The sequence below is a fragment of the Specibacter sp. NPDC078692 genome, assembly GCF_040686835.1.
GTDB lineage: Bacteria > Actinomycetota > Actinomycetes > Actinomycetales > Micrococcaceae > Specibacter.
Window position 1 is genome coordinate 1 of record NZ_JBFBLV010000034.1, and the last position, 19,541, is coordinate 19,541.

The following is a 19,541-nucleotide window of genomic DNA, read 5'->3' on the forward strand; positions in this document are numbered from 1 at the left end:
GGCATTGCCCTTTCCATCGCGCTGCACGAGGTGGGGCACTTGTTGCCTGCCAAGCTGTTCAAGGTCCGGGTCACTCGGTACATGATCGGCTTTGGCCCATAAATGCGCCCCGTAGAACGGGCGCATTTATGGGGGACGGGCGCATTTTTCAATCCGGATGGCGTTCGCAGCACGTGCGGGTGCTTCAGCGTTTGCTTGTGGTGGTATGTACGAGTAAAGACTGCTGCGGATGAAGGGCAACAAGCTCGATCTGGCGGGTTCCGCAGCCGGCAGCGCATTTCATATAGTTCACCTGTCCCTGAGAGGTCGAGTGGCTCGATTCAAGCTCCCACACGTGGTGGTGCTGGGACGAGTTGGTGGTGGACGTGGGGTCATTGAGTGCAGTAGATAGGGTCATGCATTCCACTAAGTTGTAATGGTCTTATGCATCTCAACCCTTACGGCGAGTATGCGGTTCTGCTCGCTGGATCGCTCGCCAATGACTTCCCCGCGGATCGTACTGGCATTTTCGAGCGGACACGTGATTTCGGCATGACCATGAGTTTCACGCAAAGGCATGATGACCATGCATTGGTCCGCAAGGTGATTGATGACTGGCTGAACGTGGTTGATGCCCCTGATGATTCGGCACGGGCAGCATTACTCAACGCTCACATGGCCGCCGCGAGCGCCTATCCCCGCCTGACCGACCACGATGGTGAAGGCTGGCACCTGCATTACCGGGATGAGAGTCAGACCTTGCCTCATGTTTTGCATGCGGTCATCAGTGTGGGGACGGCCCTGCATCTGAGTACCCGGGGCATGAATCGCCTGTCGCGCTGCGCGGCCGGGCAGGCGCCGGGGGACCCGTGTACCGCTGTGGTTGTTGATGTAACTCGAAACGGGCGTCAGCAATATTGTTCAGTGCGCTGCAATAACCGCGCTGCAGTGCGTCGGCACCGGGCCCGCTCCGGGTCTTCCGCAGCACGTTGGGCTCCTGGAGCATAGTGTGGGGAGATGGCTGAAGAGAACCTGCCCAGCGAGTACGGCTGGCTGCCCCGCGACAACGCCAAGATCTACTGGGAATCCAGCGGAAACCCCGAGGGTGTGCCCGTCCTCTATCTGCACGGCGGGCCCGGTGGATCCCTAGGCAAGGGCGGGTACCGCAGGCGCCACGATGCGGCAAAGTTCCGTACCATCGGCGTCGACCAGCGTGGTTGCGGAAAAAGCACGCCCACCGTTCAGGACGATCTGCTTCATTTGGTGGACAACACTACGGCGACGCTGATCCAAGACATCGAAGCGGTGCGTGCGCATCTGGACATCGAACAGTGGATTGTGACAGGTATTTCTTGGGGAAGTACCCTAGCCTTGGCCTATGCGCTGGAACATCCTGACCGCGTCCTGGGCATTGCTCTCATGGCCGTCACCACTACGAACCGTGATGAGGTTGATTGGATTACCGAAGGTGTGGGCCGGATTTTCCCGGAGGCCTGGCATGAGTTCGCCGCGGCTTCAGGAGCGCTGCCGGGGGAGCGCGTGGTGGAAGCTTACGCGCGCAGGCTAGCCGGCAAGGACCGGGAGGACGCTCGGGTGGCCGCGATGGATTGGGATCGCTGGGAGGCGTGGCACATTTCATTTAGCTCCTACTGGCAGCCGGGGCCCATGTTCAACGACGAACGTTTGCGCATGACCTTCGCGCTCCTGGTCACGCACTATTGGTCGAGCGATGCATTTCCTACTGGCGAAAAGGAGATCATTCCTCGAATCCATCAGCTCAACGGGATTCCGGGTCATCTCATTCATGGCCGACGCGACGTCAGCGGACCCGCCATCACGCCGTGGAAACTTCACCAACAGTGGAGCACCAGCAAGCTAACAATTGTGGAGGAGGAGGGCCACGGTGGCCCGCAATCTGTCGCTGCACTCATCGCCGCCGTCGAAGAGATCAAGGCCGGACTCGAAGAAGCGGCATCGCAAAGGTGACGTCCAGTGGCGGCTCACGTTGCTGACAGGGCTCGTGAAATTGGCCTCGTGAGAAAAATGGCCAAGACACCGCCGCAGACAACCCCCAGCCAGTTTGAAGCGTTCGCATTGTTCTACTAGTATTGCAAACATGTTATTTCGTGTTGACGCGGCCTCGACACTCTCGCTGGCCGATCAGATAGCTGTTCAGGTGCGTACCGGCGTGGTCGATGGAAGCCTAGTGCCGGGTGAGCGCCTGCCACCGGCCCGTGACCTGGCCACTGCCTTGCACATCAATATGCACACAGTGCTGCGCGCCTACAAGCAGTTGCGCGACGAAGGCATCATTGAGATGCGCCAAGGGCGCGGCGCGTTTGTGTCCCTGGACGCCGGTCCCGGATTGCTTCGTCTCACGGAAATGGCACAACAATTATTGGCTGAAGCACGGAAACTGGGGATGACCCAGCAGGACCTTGTGCGCATTATTGGGGGAGTTGCAAAAGCATGACCGAAGTACAGCAAAGGACCAGCGCCACCCGGCGCATCGCCGCTGGATTGGTGGGACTGATACCGCTGGGCGCCGTGGGTGCAACGTGGCTAGCATGGCACGACAGGCTGCCGGCGGAACTGGCCTCGCATTGGTCGGGCACCGGCGAACCCGATGGCTTCATGTCCACGGGGGCGGCCCTCACTCTTGGTTTGCTCTTGACAGGAATCCCGGCAGTGATCGGCCTCATCGCGGCAGTCATTTCCAGCCTGCGCCCGGCCCTATTGCGGGGCATCCTGGGATTCGCCGGCATGGTCTCCGGAATGGGTGCCGGCACATGGCTCATCTCAGCCGGCCTCACACTGCAAGCCGGCAGCGCCGAGAAGGCAGTGCTCGGTTGGTGGCTCGCGGCACTCATCGTCTCATTCCTCTTCGGAGCCTTGCCTTACTTCATCGCCCCGAAACCGAAATTCACTACCACAATGCACGAAACGCGACTCCAGCTTGGCGCCAACGAATCTGGCGCCTGGTCAAGAACCATCACCTCAAAAGTGCTGCTGTGGTTGCCGGTTGCGCTGCTCGCCGTCACCGCAATCATGTTCATCCCCGCCTTCACCGAAGGCGATCTGTCCGCCGTCTGGATGGGCGGCGGCACCATGCTCGCCAGCACAGTCGTCGTGGCACTCATCGCGCACATGCAGGTGACCGTCGACTGGCGCAGCCTGCGCATCGTCTCCACCCTGGGCCGCATCCCGCTCAAGCGCATCCGCCTCGAGGACATTGCCGCCGTCGAGGTCACCGAGATCCGCCCCTCCGAATGGGGTGGCTGGGGCTACCGGGTCATGGCCGGCCGCTCCGCCGTCGTTATGGGCGCTGGCCCTGGCCTCATCATCACCACCACGGCCGACAAGCAGTTTGCCGTCACCGTTGGCGATCCTGAGACGGCCGCTAGCCTCCTGCTCGCCTTGCGTGACCGGATGGACGACGGCGGCACTCACCACGCCGGAGCCGCCCAGACTGTTTAGACACAGCTTGGGTGACGGGCCGGCCGGGAGCGGAGATAGTTCGCCGCCGGCCCGAGAACTCCGCGCTAAGAAGGGCTAGCCGCGGTTTTCCCGCCGGGCCTGGCGCTGAAGGCCACGCAACGTTGTTGGGGGTGCTGCACACTCCACCCGCCACACCTTGACGGCACAACTCGTGACAGTCACTAGGGCAATGGTCGACAGCAACCACATCCCAAAGCCGCCAATGTCACCAGCTGCTCCTTGGGGGCTCCCGAGGGACATCAACAGTCCACTGGTCACAACGGCGCATGCTGCGAAGAACACGCTGGCAATGGATAGCCAACGGAAGGCCCGGTTTCGCTTCAGCAAACCTTTGGGTGCTGCCACGATGAGGGCCAAGGGACTAGCTACGGCGAAACTAGCGGCTGCGATATAGGCGGGCACATACGTAGCATCTGTGAGAGGCAAATAGATGCCGCAGAGACCAACGAACACAGCCAAGACAATCGGGATCGCTTGGCGTCCGGACTTCTGTGACTTGTCGACCCAATCCAATTCCATGTGAACCCCCAGGTTTCGATGTGCATCGCCGTAGGCACTTTTTCAAGTGTCGGTTGCCTGCACAGCATAACCCGTGGACGGAGTCGGCCTCGAGCCGTGCCGGCGTGAGAGACGGAGGGTCGGAGGCTAGAACTCCTCGCCCTCGCCCACAACATCTGAGGCCGGGCCCACAATGAGCGGGTCCGGCACACCCACCAGTTCATGGTCCTTGCCGGTGTAGTCAAACAAGTTCAGCACATGACGCATGGCCTCGAGCCGTGCCCGCTTCTTGTCATTGGATTTCACTACGGTCCACGGGGCATGCCGCGTATCCGTCCGTTTGAACATGCGCTCCTTGGCCGCAGTGTAGCCGTCCCATTTATCCAGCGAGGCCAGGTCCATGGGGGAGAGCTTCCACTGCCGCACGGGGTCTACCTGACGGATGATGAAACGCGTGCGTTGCTCGGCCTGCGTGACCGAGAACCAGAATTTAATGACCGTCATGCCGTCATTGACCAGCATGCGTTCAAACTGCGGTGCTTGGCGGATGAACTCGTCATATTGTTCCTTGGTGCAAAAGCCCATGACGCGCTCCACGCCCGTGCGGTTGTACCAAGAGCGATCAAACAACACCATCTCCCCGGCACTGGGCAGATGGGCCACATACCGCTGGAAGTACCACTGGGTTGACTCGCGCGCACTGGGCTTCTCCAGTGCCACCACACGGGTTCCGCGAGGGTTCAAATGTTCGGTGAAGCGCTTAATGGTCCCACCCTTGCCGGCGGCATCGCGTCCTTCGAACAGAATCACCACCCTGCGCCCGGTAGCCTTGATCCATTGCTGCAACTTCAATAGTTCAATTTGTAGCAACCGTTTTTGGGCATCGTAGACGTCCCGTTCCATCCGGGAGTCATAGGGGTAACCGTCGCGCCACGTATCCACGGGAGATCCGTCAGGGGCTAACAAGACGGGATCGTCGTCGTCGTTGTCTATAACGGTAAAACCAGTGAAGTTCGGAGCAGGTTCAGTCATGACTCGAGCCTAAAGTGACAGGAAATACCCAAGGTGAACAGAGGATGGAATTAGGGTGAACGCACACAGTGGCGCCGGTCTCATGCGTAGCCAGATTAGGGTGCGAGGCTTCGAGCTGGCAGCCGTGGATTCGGGCTTGTTCGGGTTGCTGGATGAGGCTGAACTGGCTCGCGCCGAAGCCATCGTGCAACCGACCACGCGCCGTGACTTTCTGGCCGGGCGTGTGGTGCAGCGGCTCATGGCCGCCGAGGTGTTGGCCGTCGCTCCGCACGACCTCATGATCGCTTATGCCTGCCCCGAATGTGGACCGAATCCTGTGCCCAGCCATGGCCGGCCTGGCTACTTGCTGCGCGGTAAAGCAGCAGCGGCGCTGTCGATCAGTTTGTCGCGCAGCCATGGCTGGGCGTTGGTGGCCACGTTGCCTGCCGCAGGCGTGTCTCTAGGAGTTGATGTCCAGCACATTGCCCAGGTGGGCTTTGCCGGGTTCGACGACGTAGCGCTCAGTCCTGCGGAAAAGTCCACGTTGGCCCGGGTCGCCCCTGCAGCGCGGGAGGCGTGGCGGGCCAGTGTCTGGGCGCGCAAGGAAGCCTTGGCCAAATGTTCCGGTCTGGGATTGCGCACTGAGCCGGCCCACATCCCCGCCTTCCCGGAACCTGAGCTCGGGGAAGGCGGGGTGAACACCGAGGTGTGGGAGCTGGTGCCCGAGGATGTCGGCTTGCCGGAAGGGTTCGCTGCTGCCGTGGCAGTGCGCAGCAGTCTTTAGTGCCCGGGCATCGGCGGCAGTGGCTTTGTGAAAAGCCACGGGGTGAGAATGTCCGCTGCCGAGAATCCCGAAACATTGGCGCAGACCTCATCGGCTAGGGCCACAAATGCGGCCGTGGACACGGAACTGTGGCGGTTCTCGGCTACCCAGCGCTGCAGTAGGGCGAAGAAGTTGGCATCCCCGGCCCTCAGCCGGATGGCCGCCAAGGCGAGGGCCCCGCGCTTGTACACCGCGTCATCAAACATCATTTCAGGACCCGGGTCACCGACTGTCAAAGCGACCGGATCGGTAGTGAGCTTGGCGTGAGCCTGTGTTGCACGTTCGGCCACTGTCATCGATCCGCTCTCTTCAGACCAGAGCCATTCCGCGTAGCAGGCGAAGCCTTCGTGGAGCCAAATGTCGCGCCACGATGCCAAGGTCAGCGAGTTGCCGAACCACTGGTGTGAGAGCTCATGGGCAATGAGTCTCTGTGCTTCCCAGGTCCTATTCATGTGATTGCTGCCCAGAATGGACAACGACTGTGCCTCGAGCGGGATCTCAAGCGCATCCTCAGTGACCACTACGGTGTAGGCGTCAAAGGGATAAGGGCCGAAGGCTTGGATGAAAACATCCACCATTTCCCGCTGACGGGATAGTGCGGTGGCCGCCTTGGATTGGAGCTTTTTGGGCACGGCTACCGTGATGGGCAGCTGTGTTTGGCTAGGAGTCGCCGGCAGTGCCAGCAGCTGGTACGCGCCGATCTGCACGGTGGCCAGATAGGTGGCCATGGGGGCCGTTTGTTCATAAACCCAGGTTTCGCGGCTGGATTTTCGGGTGTGAGAAACGAGCGACCCATTGCACACGGCCGTGTAATCGGCATCGGTGGTGACGCTAAAGCGGTAACTGGCCTTGTCATCGGGCCGGTCGTTGCATGGGAACCACGTCGGTGCGCCGGTGGGCTGGCCGGCGACCAATACGCCGTCGTCCAATTCTTCCCACCCCACCTCGCCCCACTCACCGTCGTCAGGGGCGGGAAAACCGCTGTAGCGGATGTCCATGGTGAACTTGGCACCGGCGTCGAGGGGAACAGGTAACTGCAGCACCAGTTTGCCCTGCGGCTGGGAATACTTGAGTATCCGGGTACCGTTCACGGAAGCCTTGTCCATGCCTAAGCCGGTCAGGTCAAGCTCCACCTGGGTCAGCGGTACCAAGGCGTGGGCCGTGAGGGTGGCCCGGCCCTGCAACTGGTTCCCCGCCAGCCGGACTTGAAGCTGCAGATCGTAGTGTTCCACCGCGTAGTGGGTGCTGCCGTGCAGAGGGATGTACGGGTCCGGAGCTGCAGCGGTATTCGCATCTGCAATATCAAGGGTGCGGGTGCGGTGGAGAAATCTCATGCTGTGCTGGGTGTCCACATCGATTGAAGGCTTAGGCACGGTCCGAGAACTCCGGTCCCTTCCAGGGGCTGATGGGGTTGCCCATCCAGTAGCTGCTGGCAGGAACGGATTCACCGCGCATGACAAGGGAAGCCGGGCCCACGGTGCCGCTGGTGCCGATACTTGCTGCTGGCAGGATCACACCGTGCGGACCCATGGTGGCTCCCGCTTCTAGCGTAACGGTATCGATGGCCATGACCCGGTCATGGAAGAGGTGGGTTTGGATGACACAGCCGCGGTTGATCGTGGAGCTTTCGCCGAGAGTGACCAGATCAGCCTCGGGCAACCAGTAGCTTTCACACCAGGTGCCGTGCCCAATTTTGGCGCCGAGTGCACGCAACCACCACACCATGGCGGGGGTGCCTACGGCAGCGCGACCAAACCACGGCGCGCTGACCATTTCAATGAAGGTGTCCACTACTTCATTGCGCCAGATGAAGGAGCTCCATAGCGGGTGCTCACCGGCCTTGATGCGGCCCACCATGAGCCATTTTGCGGTCACCGAACTGCCGGCTGCGACGGCGCCAGCCACCATGAGCACAATGCCACTGACTGCGGCGGGCACCCAGTAGCTGCTGGCCTGAGCGAGCGCATCGAGGGCCACAAGCACTGCCGCTGCGATGGCCACGGAAAGAATCATGGGCACAATCCGGCAGCATTCCCACAGAGCGCGGGCAATTTTGAGCCGCAGTGGGGGATTGAAGGTCAGGGACTTATCGGTCTCCACATTGGTGCGGCGCAGGCGAACCGGAGGGCTGCCCAGCCATGAGGTTCCGGCCTTGGCCTTGGACGGGGCTGCCGAAAGCACGGCCACCAGCGAGTTGCGGGGCAAGGTGCGCCCGGCTGCCGCCATGCCCGAGTTGCCCAGGAAGGAACGCTTGCCCACCTTGGCTGGGGCAATGTGAATGTAGCCGCCACCCAACTCGTAGGAGGCAATCATGGTGTCATCGGCCAGGAATGCACCAGCACCAATGGTGGTCATCTTCGGCAGCAGAAGGACTGTCGAGGCCTCAACGTTCTTACCCACTTTGGCACCCAATAGCCGGAGCCATACGGGTGTGAACAGGCTCGAATAAATCGGGAACAGGAGATCCCGAGCCATATCCAAGACACGCTCGGTGGCCCAGACCTGCCAGCCGATCCTGCTGCGGACGGGGTAATGACCTTCACGCAAGCCCAGACCAAGCAGTCGCACGGTGAGCAGAATCAGCACCAGCAGGCTCAGGAACCAGGCAATGGCGGCCAGCGGCACCGACCAGAGCAGCGTGGGGACCGCCGATGAAAGTGACTGCTGTCCGTTGACGGCCACCAGCACAATCCAAACGGCGACGGCAGCTGCAGCAAACGGAATTAAGGACAGGAATGCTGAAGCGCCGGCAAACGGCAGTTCGCGCCGCCAGGTGGCTGGTGTGGGCAGCTCGGGCCACGAGTACTTGGCCTTACCTGTCCGCTCGGCCGGGGAGCCGGAGACCGTGACGCCGGGCTTGACCTTGCCGCGGACGGCGGATCCCGGTGCAACGTGCGCGCCTGCGCCGATGCGGGCACCCGGCATGAGCGTGCTGCGGGCGCCAACCACGGCGCCAGCTCCGATGGAGATCTCACCAATGTGGACCCAGTCACCGTCGATCCACCAGCCGGACAGATCCACTTCGGGTTCAACCGAGCAGCCCTCCGCCAGGCGCAGCAACCCGGTGACCGGCGGCACTGAATGCAGGTCCACGTTCCGGCCCATCTTAACGCCGAGGGCACGGGCGTAATACGGCACCCACGGGGCACTGGCCAGCGTAACGGCGCCAGTCATGTCGGCAATTTGTTCGGCCAGCCACAGCCGCAGGTGCACCTTGCCGGCTCTGGGGTAGCTGCCCGGCCCTACTCCACGGAGCAGGATGCGGGCGGCCGCCACCGAGATCCCCATGCGCCCCCAGGGTGAAACAAAGACCACCCAGGAGGCCGCCACCCACCACCAGGAAGCCGTGGGAGCCCCAGGCAGCAGGCCCTGCCAGGCCGCGAAGTTGTTTAATGCCATCAGGTAGGTGAGCCAGCGCATACCCACCAAAACATGCAGGGGAACACCCATGAGTGTTTGGAACACCTGGGATTTTCGCTGGGTACGGCCCACGGTGCGGTTCACGAGTTCGATCGGGCCCCCGCTCGGCACGGAGCCCAGTGCTAATTCCAGCAGGGCGCCGATCCGTGGGTGTGAATACACGTCGGCCACGGTAATGCGCGGGTAGCGCTGCCGCAGCGCCGAGACCAGCTGGGCGGCGGCGAGGCTGCCGCCGCCGCTGGCAAAGAAGTCGGTATCGAGGGAGGCAGGGGCTCCGCCCAACACAGCCTGCCATTGATCCAGCACCCACTGGGCCTCCGGACCGAGCGTATCGGTGAGGGATTCGCCGTCGTCCGTGGCTTGTTCCAGCGGCCAGGGCAGGGCCTTGCGGTCCACTTTTCCACTGATTTTTGTGGGCAGGGAATCGGTGAAGGTGAGCAGCGGAATCAGGGCTGCCGGGAGTGACTCGGCAAGGACGGCACGCAGCGCGGCGGCATCGGGTGCGATCGTTGCTGCTGCCGGGACCAGATAACCCACCAGCAGCTGGCTGCCGCCTGCCGTGTCCTGTACCGCGGCTGCTGCGCCAGAAATGCCGGGCAACGCCTGCAGAGCTGCATCGATCTCGCCCAGCTCAATGCGCCGTCCGCCCAGCTTGACCTGGTCGTCGGCGCGGCCCATGAAGATCAGGCCCTCGCTTTCCAACCGCACCAAGTCGCCGCTACGGTAGGCACGGTCCCAGCCAAAGGCGGGCATGGGCGCATATTTCTCGGCATCCTTGGCAGGGTCGAGATAACGTGCCAGCCCTACTCCGGCAATGATCAATTCGCCCACTTCGCCCTCGGCGACGGGCTCGCCGGCGGCATTCACCACGGCCAGGTCCCAGCCGTTGAGCGGCAAACCAATGCGGACCGGGCCTTCTCCGCCCAAGGGGGCGGCGCAGGCAACAACAGTCGCCTCGGTGGGGCCGTACGTGTTCCAGACCTCGCGGCCCTTGACAGCCAGGCGGGTGGCGAGTTCCGGCGGGCAGGCTTCGCCGCCAAAAATGAGCAGGCGGACGGACTCCAAGGCTTCCGCAGGCCAAAGGGCGGCCAGCGTGGGCACGGTGGAGACGACGGTGATGCCATGGGAGATCAACCACGGTCCCAGGTCCATGCCGGAACGGACCAACGATCGCGGCGCAGGAACCAAGGCGGCGCCGTAGCGCCAGGCCAGCCACATCTCTTCACAGGAGGCATCGAAGGCCACGGATAGGCCGGCAAGGACCCGGTCATCGGGGCCAATAGGCTCGGACTGTAGGAAGATGCTGGCCTCGGCATCGACGAAGGCGGCCGCGGAGCGGTTGCTGACGGCCACGCCCTTCGGAGTGCCGGTGGAACCGGAGGTGAAGATGATCCAGGCGTCGTCCGTGGGAAGTGGTTCGCGAGGATGTGGGAACGGTGCAGGGCGTTCGCCGAAGAGCTGCAGTTCCTTGCCGGTCAACGGATCGCCCAGAACTGCAGCTACCTGGGCTTCGCCAAAGACCAGGGCGGCGCGTTCCTCCGGATCGTCGGCATCGACGGGCACGTAGGCGGCCCCGATCGAGATGATGGCCAAAATGGCCAGGTAGAGCGTGGAGGTGCCCGAGGGGATGCGCACGCCAATTCGGTCGCCGCTGCCCAGACCTGCCCGGGTCAATTCGGCGGCCCGCAGGTGCACCGCCTTCACGAGCTCGTCGTAACTGAGGGCTTTGACGCCGTCGTCCAAGGCTGTGGCATCGGGGTGGAGCCGCGCCGACTCCTGCACTATGTTCCACAGCGTCCGGGGATCTGGAGCCAACTCACTGCCGGGCATTTGGGCGGCGAATTCGGCTGCCGGTTGTACGGAAGGTTCAACGGAGGCTTCAATGGCGGGAGTTGCGGGGATATTCAATGAGGCAGGGTTCACTGCCTTACCGTGCACCATCAAGATGAACAACAGTTGAATAGAAGGCGAAAAGTTACGCCATGTCGCTCCTGCCAGGACCCCGCGTCAACGTCTATGCGCTGACGATCGAGATGCTGGAGCTGAGATTCACCCGAGATTTCCTCGCCGGTGATTCGATCTGATCACTTGATTCGGTCTGAACGGTGAGGGGCCCGCGGGCCGGCTTGGATACTTTGTTGGGGAACCAGAACCGGTCCTGCTGCACAACGATCAGGAGACCATCGTGGCTTCCCATTGAGGCGAAGGTGCTGGAGAGATCGTAAAAGTTGGGGATGGCCATCTCTTCGGACAGCGTCGCCACGGTGTCCAGCACGTTTTCCACGCCAATTCCAACTTCACTAATGGATAACATGCGTGGGTTTTTGCCCTTGCTGGAGATCGTGGACGCATCAGCGTCGCGGGCGATGAACTCCAAGATGATGTCTTCCGGGCCCAAAAAATACAGGGATCGGGACTTCCACTCATCCGAACCGAGGATGATCTCCGAACCGTCGGCCTGGAGGAGGGGGACGCGACAGGCCAGCCATTCGTGGGCCATGTCAAACTCTGACGGCAGGATTCCGAAGGCGAGGTGATGGGCGCCGTCAAATCCATCCCCGGTGGTAAGTGTCAGTCGGCTTGAGCCAATGGTGACCTCCGCGCTGGCCGGAGTCGCTTTGACCGGCAGCAGCAGGATGTCGCGGTAGAATTGTACCGCTTTGGTGAGGTCGCGGACGGTGATGGCTACGTCGATGATTTTCATTCTTGACATGCTTTCTCTTGGAAGTGGGTTCGATGTCTTTGTCGCTCAGATGATTCTGGAGCCAAAACTTCCGGCCAACAGGTACTGGGGTGATTCGTGTGGACGGGGGATGCCCGCTGTGCGGCTCGGGTCCCTTTCCTTGCGGAGCTGTTTCCTCAGGAGTCGCAGTCGTTGGCGACGTTCTCGGGCGGGGTTTGGAAGGTGCGCTGCAGTTTGGCCTGGATCCCCACTATCGGGGGCTTCACGTTGTTCGGTGTAGAAGAGTGCAGCGGTCATGGTGTTCCTTGGGTTCGACGGCGTATGCACCATGGAACTAGCTAAAGCTAGCTTGAGGTCAAGCTGGCCGTATGCAAGCATGGGCACATGACAGCCACCGCATCCAAGAGCCTGCTGCCCATCGGTGAAATTGCCAGCAGGTCAGGGCTGTCGGTACCCACCGTGAGGTATTACGAATCCCGCAACCTCATCACCTCCGAACGAACCGCCGGCAACAAGCGCCTCTTTCGCCGCTACACCTTGCGTCGCTTGGCAGTCATTGCCGCCGGACAACGAGTGGGCCTCACCCTGGCCGAGCTTGCAGAGGCACTGGCCGAACTCCCTGCCGACAAGGCCCCGACCCAGGATGATTGGCATCAGCTCAGCACCCATTGGGCGCAACTGGTCGCACGACGAATCCGCCAGCTGGAAAAACTTCAAGGATCCCTCGATGACTGCATCGGCTGCGGCTGCCTCTCCCTCAAGAAATGCCACCTCTTCAATCCGCAGGACGAGGCCGCATCCGAAGGCCCGGGTTCGCGCTGGATTCGAAAGAGCTTGAAAGACAACGACGGAGAGGCTTCGGGCGGCTGAACGCCGACCCCGGCCGATATTGAAGTGGTGAGTCTGCACGGGAGGATGTCCCGTGCAAGGTTTTCGTTGCTCGGCCAAGCGTTGTGCAGACATTCGCCGGAGTCGTCGTTGCGGCCAATCACCTCAGAGCTGGGTCCCCACTAACCGAAATCAATGGAGCGATCAGTGGAGCGGCCGGGAAAAGTGGTCACCCTGGGTTCAGGTGCCAGGTGACCATTCCACGCGCCTTTGTTTTTGCGCGCCTATCCTGTTGAACTCACCTTTGTTGAATGTGTTGAAGAGGTGCGCCGGGTTGAGGCGCTGCACCCCGCGCGTACCTGCGGATTGAGCAGGAAGCCGTCGCGGACCAAGCGTTTTACAGCCCCAGGACGACCTTGTCTGTGGTGAGGGTCCCCGAGGTCAGGCGTACCAGCAGTGATACTGGTGACCCTGGCCAGTGGGGAGCCCCGCCGAGCCGGGCCAACATCCCCGGGTGCGCAGCGTCGCAAGGGAACCATCGAAGTATTCCTATCTCAATGCCACTATTTTGTAAACGCTTCCAGTCATGAATTAACATAATTGTCCGATTGGTTAGGCAATTTCAGGTGATTTAATGGAAACGCTTGCAATTGCGGTTCCAGCGCTGCTAGCGTCACAGGCATTGCCTTGCGCCCTGTGCGCCACATCACCATTGGAGTCAAAGATGACAGAATATTTGCGCGCCCGACGATCGCTTGCCCTGGCGATCTCGGGCGCTTTGGCGGCGGCAGCCTTGCTGGCGCCTGCATTTACCATTGCCACAGCCACTGGAGCCGATGCGGCGGACGGCCGCGTGTTCACCTTGGTGGGTGACTTGCAGGACGAACTTGGTTGCGCTGCTGACTGGGCAGTGGATTGCCCGGAGACTTTACTGACAGAGACCGGCACCGCCGGCGTTTATGCAGCGGACTTCACGCTGCCGGGAGGTTCCTTCAACTACAAGGTCGCCGTGAACAAGTCATGGGATGAGGCCTACGGGCACGGCGGGGAGAACATTCCGCTGGCGCTTGCGGGGGAGAGTCGGATCCGGGTCACTTTTGATGACACCACCAAACGAATTGGTGTGCAGCCGCTTGAGCTGCGCGGAGACTACAGTGACGCGGACGATGCGCTTATCGAGGCTCCCGTCCGCCAAGCCGGTTCCGACGAAAATTTCTACTTTGTGATGACAGACCGTTTCGATAATGGCGACACCTCAAACGACGAGGCAGGCATCGCTGGCGGCCGCCTGGAAAGTGGTTACGATCCGAGCGACAAGGGCTTCTACAACGGCGGCGACATCGCCGGCCTGCGCAACAGGCTCGACTACATCGAAGGTCTGGGCACCACCGCCATCTGGCTGACGCCGAGCTTCAAGAACCAGCCCGTGCAGGGCGAAGGGGCGGACGCCTCGGCCGGCTACCACGGCTACTGGGTGACTGACTTTACCCAAATCGACCCACACCTTGGCACGAACGACGAACTCTCCGCACTCATCGACGAGGCGCACGCCAAGGGCATCAAGGTCTACTTCGACATCATCACCAACCACACGGCCGATGTCATCGCCAACGAACAAAACCAGTACACCTACCAGGAAAAGAAAGATGCGCCCTACAAGGACGCGGCCGGAGTGCCCTTCGACCCCGCAGACTTCGCCGGCACTGACACCTTCCCCGATCTCGACGCGGCCACCAGCTTCCCGTACACGCCGAAAGTCCAGGACGCGGACAAAAACCTCAAGGTTCCGGCGTGGCTGAACGACACGACGCTGTACCACAACCGAGGCGACTCCATCTGGTCGGGTGAGTCCGAAACGTACGGCGATTTCAGCGGTCTCGACGACCTCATGACCGAACACCCGAAGGTGGTCGACGGTTTTGTCGAGGTGTTCCAGGACTGGGTTGATTTCGGCATCGACGGTTTCCGCATCGACACCGTCAAGCACGTCAACCTTGAATTCTGGCAGAAGTGGACTACCGGCGTGCTCGACTACGCCCACGAACAGGGCAAGGAGGACTTCTTCATGTTTGGCGAGGTTTACAGCGCCGACCAGAAGATCCTGTCCCCGTACGTGCGCAAGACTGACATGAACTCGGTTCTCGACTTTGCCTTCCAGGACGGAGCGGTGGGCTATGCCACCGGCAACTCCGCGCGCGGACTGCAAACGCTGTTTGCCGGGGACGACTATTTCACGACGACGACGAGCTCACCGAGTGCGCTGCCGACCTTCCTCGGCAACCACGACATGGGCCGGATCGGCTACTTCGCGAACAACACCGCCAACCCCCTGGAACGTGACGAACTCGCCCACGAGCTGCTCTACCTCACCCGCGGCCAACCGGTCATCTACTACGGCGACGAGCAGGGCTTCGCCGGCGAGGGCGACGGAAAAGACAAGAACTCGCGCCAGAGCCTCTTCGGCACGCAGGTGGCCGAATATGCAGAGCAGAAGCTCGTCACAGGCGCAACCATTGGCACCGCCGACCGCTTCGACACGGAGGCGCCCCTCTACAAACACATTGCGGCATTGGCCAAGCTGCGTGCCGACCACCCCGCCTTGGCACAGGGCGCACAGATCCAGCGTTATGCAGAGGACGGCGCAGGCATTTATGCGTTCTCCCGCGTTGATCGTGAAGAAAAGGTCGAATACCTCGTTGCCTTGAACAACGCCACCGAGGAAAAGTCCGTTGAGCTGGCCACGCTGACCCAGGGCGCCGACTTCGCCCCGCTCTACGGAACGACGTCGGCCGTCTCCAGCGATGCCGCAGGTGCCACCACCATCACCGTGCCCGCCATGAGTGCTGTTGTGTACCGCGCCGAGAAGGGCGTCACGGCACCCGCAGCCGCCACCGAGATCACACTGACGCTCCCGGCCGCGGGTGCTGCACTCACCGGAAGCACCGCAGTGAGCGCAAGCATCGAGCCGGACTCCTGGGCCGAGACGAGCTTTGCTTACCGCGTTGTGGGTGGAGCGGAATGGCAGCCGCTCGGCACCGCGGAAAGCACTTCGCCGCGGGTGTTCCACGACAGCGAATCACTTCCGGCCGGCACGCTGGTTGAGTACCGCGCGGTGACGACGGATGCCGCAGGCAACCACAGCGCCGCCTCAACGTATGGCTCCGCAGGATTCGCCGTGACCACAGAGGAGGTCGAGGCCCCTGAGCCCGAGATCAATATGGTCTCAGTGCCCGGCAGTCACAACGTTGCCATGGGCTGTGCCGCCGATTGGCAGCCGGCCTGTGAAACGGCAAAGCTCACCAAGAACGAGGACGGCATATACACCGGCGCCTTCGAGCTGCCGGCAGGGACCTACGAGTACAAGGTCGCCATCAACGGCAGCTGGGATCTCGCCTACGGCGCCGGCGGCGACTCCAGCGGTGAGGCGAAAAACCTGAGCTACACGCACGACGGCGGACCGGTCACCTTCTATTGGAATCCCGTCACGAAGGTCGCCCAAAACAGTTCGCAGGCACCAATCGTCACGCTTGCCGGTGATTTTCAGGCGCAGCTCGGCTGCAGCGAAGACTGGAAGCCGGCCTGCTTTGCAACCTCCATGCACGACAGCGACGGCGACGGCGTGTACGAGTTCTCGACCGACAGGCTCGCAGCTGGCAACTACTCCGTCAAAACCACGCACGGCCTTGGCTGGGACGAAAACTACGGCGTTGGCGGCACTCCCGGCGGCGAGAACCTTGCGTTCTCTGCCAGCACCGGCAAGCAAATCAACTTCCGCTACACCCTAGCAACGCACATCCTCGAGATCGACGTTGCCGATCCGCCGCTCGCTGGTCTCGGCACGCTGCAGGCCAAGTGGGTCGATGAAAACACCCTCGCCTGGCCGGCAGCACTGCTCGGCTCGGCCAATCCTACGGATGCGTCCTGGCAGCTGTTCCACTCGGCATCTGCCGCACTGAAAGTTGCAGATGGAGCCGTCTCCGGTGGCGACGCCGTTGACCTCAAACACGATTCCGCAGGATTCACGGCTGAGCAGCTGGCAACATTTCCGGCACTGAAGACCGGTTACATCGTGCTGCGCCCTGCAGCCTTGGATCGGGTGAAAACGGCAGGACTCCTGAAGGGACAGCTGCAAATCGCCCAGACAACTGACGGTGCACTGAGCGCCTACACCGGCGTGCAGCTCCCAGGAGTCCTGGACAGTCTGTACGCCGGGTCCCTAGCCGGGCGCACACTTGGAATCAAGTGGAATGCAGATAGCCCCAGCTTTACCTTGTGGGCGCCCACCGCCCAGCAGGCAACACTGCTGACATGGCCCACGGACGGCTCGGGAGAGCCGGTACGCACAGCCGCAACTTGGGATGCCGCCGCCGGGACATGGACGGCCGCACCCACAGGGATCGCGGAGAACGCCCCTTATCTTTGGGAGGTCAACGTCTACGCCCATTCGACGGGCAAGATCGAAACAAACCAGGTAACGGACCCATACTCGATCGCCCTGACGACGAACTCGTCCCGTTCGATCGCCGTCGACCTCGATTCGCCTGCCTGGGCGCCCGAACAGTGGGCCACGACGGCCGCGCCGGTCATCGAAAAGCAAGTTGACCGGTCCATCTACGAGCTACACGTGCGTGACTTCTCGATTGGCGACACCACCGTGCCGGAAGAGGAGCGCGGCACCTACCGCGCCTTCACCCGCGACAGCGCCGGAACTGCCCAGCTCCGGGAACTTGCAGCAGCAGGCATCAACACTGTGCACCTCCTGCCCACCTTTGACCTTGCCACGATTGAGGAGAACCGCGCAGCCCAGAAGACTCCGGACTGCGACCTCGCCTCGTTCGGTGCCGGATCCGAAGAACAGCAGGCCTGCACCGGTGCCGTCGCCGATCAAGACGGCTACAACTGGGGCTACGACCCGTTCCATTTCCAGGCTCCTGAAGGTTCCTACGCCGTTGACCCGGAGGGCGGGGCCCGCGTCGCCGAATTCCGTGAAATGGTCGGTGCCCTGCACGCAACCGGCCTGCAGGTTGTGCTTGACCAGGTGTACAACCACACTGCGGCATCCGGACAGGCCGGCACCTCGGTGCTGGACAAGCTGGTTCCCGGCTACTACCAGCGGCTCAACGCCGAGGGCAAGGTTGAAACCTCCACCTGTTGCGAGAACGTGGCAACTGAGCACAAGGCCGCCGAAAAGCTCATGGTCGATTCGGTGGTTCTCTGGGCCCGTGAATACAAGGTCGACGGTTTCCGCTTCGACCTCATGGGGCACCACTCCAAGGCGAACATGCTGGCAGTGCGTGCGGCCCTCGACGAGCTGACCCTCGAGAAAGACGGGGTCGATGGCAAATCCGTCCTGCTGTACGGCGAAGGCTGGAACTTCGGAGAGGTAGCCGACAATGCACTCTTCGAGCAGGCCAGCCAGGGCCAATTGGCTGGAACATCGATTGGCACGTTCAGTGACCGGCTGCGCGATGCCGTTCATGGTGGCAGCCCGGTGGCAGGTGAGACCAAGTTCCAACAAGGATTCGGAACCGGCCTTGCCACGGATCCCAACGGTTCCGAGATCAACGGAACACAGGAACAGGCACTTGCCGAACTCAAGCACCAGAGCGACCTGGTCAAGCTTGGCCTGGCCGGAAATCTCGCCGAGTACAGTCTGACCACATCCGACGGCACCGTGGCGAAGGGGTCCGAACTCGATTACCGGGGTTCGCCGGCCGGCTACGCCAGCCAGCCCGATGAAATCATCAGCTACGTTGACGCCCACGACAACGAGACCCTCTTCGACATCGGCATGCTCAAGCTGCCCGCCGATACGACGATGGCCGACCGTGTGCGTATGAATACCCTGTCGCTCGCGACCGCAACATTGTCCCAGACGCCGTCGTTCTGGCATGCCGGAACGGAGCTGTTGCGTTCCAAGTCATTGGACCGCAACAGCTACAACTCCGGTGACTGGTTCAACCGCATCGACTGGACAGGCAAGGAGTCAACCTTTGGCTCGGGCTTGCCGCCGAAGGCAGACAACGGAGATCATTGGGCAGCGATGAAGCCCTTGTTGGAGAATTCTGCCAACAAGCCCCAACCTGCCGACATCTCGGCTGCGGAAGCAGGCGCGCTCGATTTGTTGCGGCTGCGTTCCTCGATCGAGCTGCTGCGATTGGGCTCGGCCGAACTCATCTCGCAAAAGGTGTCGTTCCCGGGCAGCGGAACACAGGCAACACCCGGAGTCATCGTGATGAGCATTGACGACCTTGTCGGTGCGGACGCGGATCCCGCACTTGATGGCGCACTCGTAGTATTCAATGCCAGCACTGAAACCGTCAGCCAGACAGTTGGCAACCTCGCGGGCCGGGACTACGCACTCTCGTCGGTGCAGTTGAACGGGCTCGACCCCGTCGTCAAGCAGACGGGTTGGGATGCCACGAGCGGAACCGTGAGCGTCCCCGCACGCACCGTCGCCGTTCTTGTGAACCCGGCGGACGTGGAGCCATCCGAACCCGGGAACCCCGACCCTGGCACCGACCCGAGTGCCCCGGCGACTGACACGCCCCCAACAGGCACACCGCCAACAGGAACACCGCCAACGGGCACTCCCACGACAGTCCCTCCGTCGGTGACGCCCGCCAGCCCTGTAGCGACTGGCAGCTCAACCGCGGCGGCCAAAGACGATCTCGCCAGCACCGGTGCCAGAAACACGATGCTGGCTGGAATCGCCGTCCTGATGCTGCTGGCCGGGATGACGGTGTTCACTGTGGCTCGTAGACGGAAGGCGGGCCACTAACCGCAGAAAAATAGCGCTGC

The 19,541-nt window shown here is 62.0% G+C and carries 13 protein-coding genes and 1 pseudogene; 8 read left to right on the top strand and 6 right to left on the bottom strand.

The annotated features are described in order from the left end of the window. From AB0O97_RS17520 to AB0O97_RS17540, 5 genes and pseudogenes are all read left to right on the top strand, one after another. Positions 1–99, top strand: a pseudogene (locus tag AB0O97_RS17520) (site-2 protease family protein); the annotation flags it as partial. 324 nt (positions 100–423) lie between these two features. Continuing rightward, positions 424–987 carry a CGNR zinc finger domain-containing protein gene (locus AB0O97_RS17525; RefSeq protein ID WP_363836401.1) on the top strand — a complete coding sequence of 188 codons (564 nt, stop codon included), beginning with the start codon at positions 424–426 and terminating at the stop codon, positions 985–987. 9 nt (positions 988–996) lie between these two features. Further along, positions 997–1,965: an alpha/beta fold hydrolase gene (locus AB0O97_RS17530; RefSeq protein WP_363884384.1), complete on the top strand. Its 969-nt coding sequence runs from the start codon at positions 997–999 to the stop codon at positions 1,963–1,965. 130 nt (positions 1,966–2,095) lie between these two features. After that, positions 2,096–2,452, top strand: coding sequence for a GntR family transcriptional regulator (locus tag AB0O97_RS17535; RefSeq protein WP_363836398.1), 357 nt, complete (start codon positions 2,096–2,098; stop codon positions 2,450–2,452). Beyond that, entirely contained in the window at positions 2,449–3,456 is a 1,008-nt protein-coding gene (locus AB0O97_RS17540) for a DUF1648 domain-containing protein (protein ID WP_363884385.1), read from the top strand. The genes AB0O97_RS17535 and AB0O97_RS17540 overlap by 4 nt, the downstream gene beginning before the upstream one ends. A 75-nt stretch (positions 3,457–3,531) precedes the next feature. Here the strand turns inward: AB0O97_RS17540 and AB0O97_RS17545 are convergent, their stop codons facing one another. Beyond that, positions 3,532–3,996, bottom strand: coding sequence for a hypothetical protein (locus tag AB0O97_RS17545; protein ID WP_363884387.1), 465 nt, complete (start codon positions 3,994–3,996; stop codon positions 3,532–3,534). 126 nt (positions 3,997–4,122) lie between these two features. Beyond that, a complete protein-coding gene (gene ppk2 / locus AB0O97_RS17550; protein WP_363884389.1) occupies positions 4,123–5,007 on the bottom strand; it encodes a polyphosphate kinase 2 in 885 nt (294 codons plus the stop codon). Positions 5,008–5,062: 55 nt separating this feature from the next. On the opposite strand from ppk2, the gene AB0O97_RS17555 reads away from it, so the two are divergent. Next, entirely contained in the window at positions 5,063–5,770 is a 708-nt protein-coding gene (locus tag AB0O97_RS17555) for a 4'-phosphopantetheinyl transferase superfamily protein (protein WP_363836392.1), read from the top strand. Here the strand turns inward: AB0O97_RS17555 and AB0O97_RS17560 are convergent. The 4 genes from AB0O97_RS17560 to AB0O97_RS17575 form a co-directional block, all read right to left on the bottom strand. Next, positions 5,767–7,182 carry a M1 family metallopeptidase gene (locus tag AB0O97_RS17560; protein ID WP_363884391.1) on the bottom strand — a complete coding sequence of 472 codons (1,416 nt, stop codon included), beginning with the start codon at positions 7,180–7,182 and terminating at the stop codon, positions 5,767–5,769. The genes AB0O97_RS17555 and AB0O97_RS17560 overlap by 4 nt on opposite strands. Continuing rightward, a complete protein-coding gene (locus tag AB0O97_RS17565; protein ID WP_363884424.1) occupies positions 7,175–11,059 on the bottom strand; it encodes a Pls/PosA family non-ribosomal peptide synthetase in 3,885 nt (1,294 codons plus the stop codon). The genes AB0O97_RS17560 and AB0O97_RS17565 overlap by 8 nt, the downstream gene beginning before the upstream one ends. 184 nt (positions 11,060–11,243) lie before the next feature. Further along, a complete protein-coding gene (locus AB0O97_RS17570) occupies positions 11,244–11,942 on the bottom strand; it encodes a hypothetical protein (RefSeq protein ID WP_363836388.1) in 699 nt (232 codons plus the stop codon). 36 nt (positions 11,943–11,978) lie between these two features. Next, on the bottom strand, positions 11,979–12,209 hold the full coding sequence (locus tag AB0O97_RS17575; protein WP_363836387.1) for a hypothetical protein: 231 nt from the start codon (positions 12,207–12,209) through the stop codon (positions 11,979–11,981). 87 nt (positions 12,210–12,296) lie between these two features. Between AB0O97_RS17575 and soxR the strand changes: the two genes are divergently transcribed. After that, positions 12,297–12,782, top strand: coding sequence for a redox-sensitive transcriptional activator SoxR (gene soxR / locus AB0O97_RS17580; RefSeq protein ID WP_363884393.1), 486 nt, complete (start codon positions 12,297–12,299; stop codon positions 12,780–12,782). Positions 12,783–13,464: 682 nt separating this feature from the next. After that, positions 13,465–19,521, top strand: coding sequence for a pullulanase-type alpha-1,6-glucosidase (pulA, locus tag AB0O97_RS17585; RefSeq protein WP_363884394.1), 6,057 nt, complete (start codon positions 13,465–13,467; stop codon positions 19,519–19,521). Positions 19,522–19,541: the final 20 nt, after the last annotated feature.

What these genes read in the sequence shown, in the direction of transcription:
- AB0O97_RS17525 (WP_363836401.1), top strand. Translation starts at nt 424, where the DNA reads ATGCATCTCAACCCTTACGGCGAGTATGCGGTTCTGCTCGCTGGATCG.
- AB0O97_RS17530 (WP_363884384.1), top strand. Translation starts at nt 997, where the DNA reads ATGGCTGAAGAGAACCTGCCCAGCGAGTACGGCTGGCTGCCCCGCGAC.
- AB0O97_RS17535 (WP_363836398.1), top strand. Translation starts at nt 2,096, where the DNA reads ATGTTATTTCGTGTTGACGCGGCCTCGACACTCTCGCTGGCCGATCAG.
- AB0O97_RS17540 (WP_363884385.1), top strand. Translation starts at nt 2,449, where the DNA reads ATGACCGAAGTACAGCAAAGGACCAGCGCCACCCGGCGCATCGCCGCT.
- AB0O97_RS17545 (WP_363884387.1), bottom strand. Translation starts at nt 3,996, where the DNA reads ATGGAATTGGATTGGGTCGACAAGTCACAGAAGTCCGGACGCCAAGCG.
- ppk2 (WP_363884389.1), bottom strand. Translation starts at nt 5,007, where the DNA reads ATGACTGAACCTGCTCCGAACTTCACTGGTTTTACCGTTATAGACAAC.
- AB0O97_RS17565 (WP_363884424.1), bottom strand. Translation starts at nt 11,059, where the DNA reads ATGCCCGGCAGTGAGTTGGCTCCAGATCCCCGGACGCTGTGGAACATA.
- AB0O97_RS17570 (WP_363836388.1), bottom strand. Translation starts at nt 11,942, where the DNA reads ATGTCAAGAATGAAAATCATCGACGTAGCCATCACCGTCCGCGACCTC.
- AB0O97_RS17575 (WP_363836387.1), bottom strand. Translation starts at nt 12,209, where the DNA reads ATGACCGCTGCACTCTTCTACACCGAACAACGTGAAGCCCCCGATAGT.
- soxR (WP_363884393.1), top strand. Translation starts at nt 12,297, where the DNA reads ATGACAGCCACCGCATCCAAGAGCCTGCTGCCCATCGGTGAAATTGCC.
- pulA (WP_363884394.1), top strand. Translation starts at nt 13,465, where the DNA reads ATGACAGAATATTTGCGCGCCCGACGATCGCTTGCCCTGGCGATCTCG.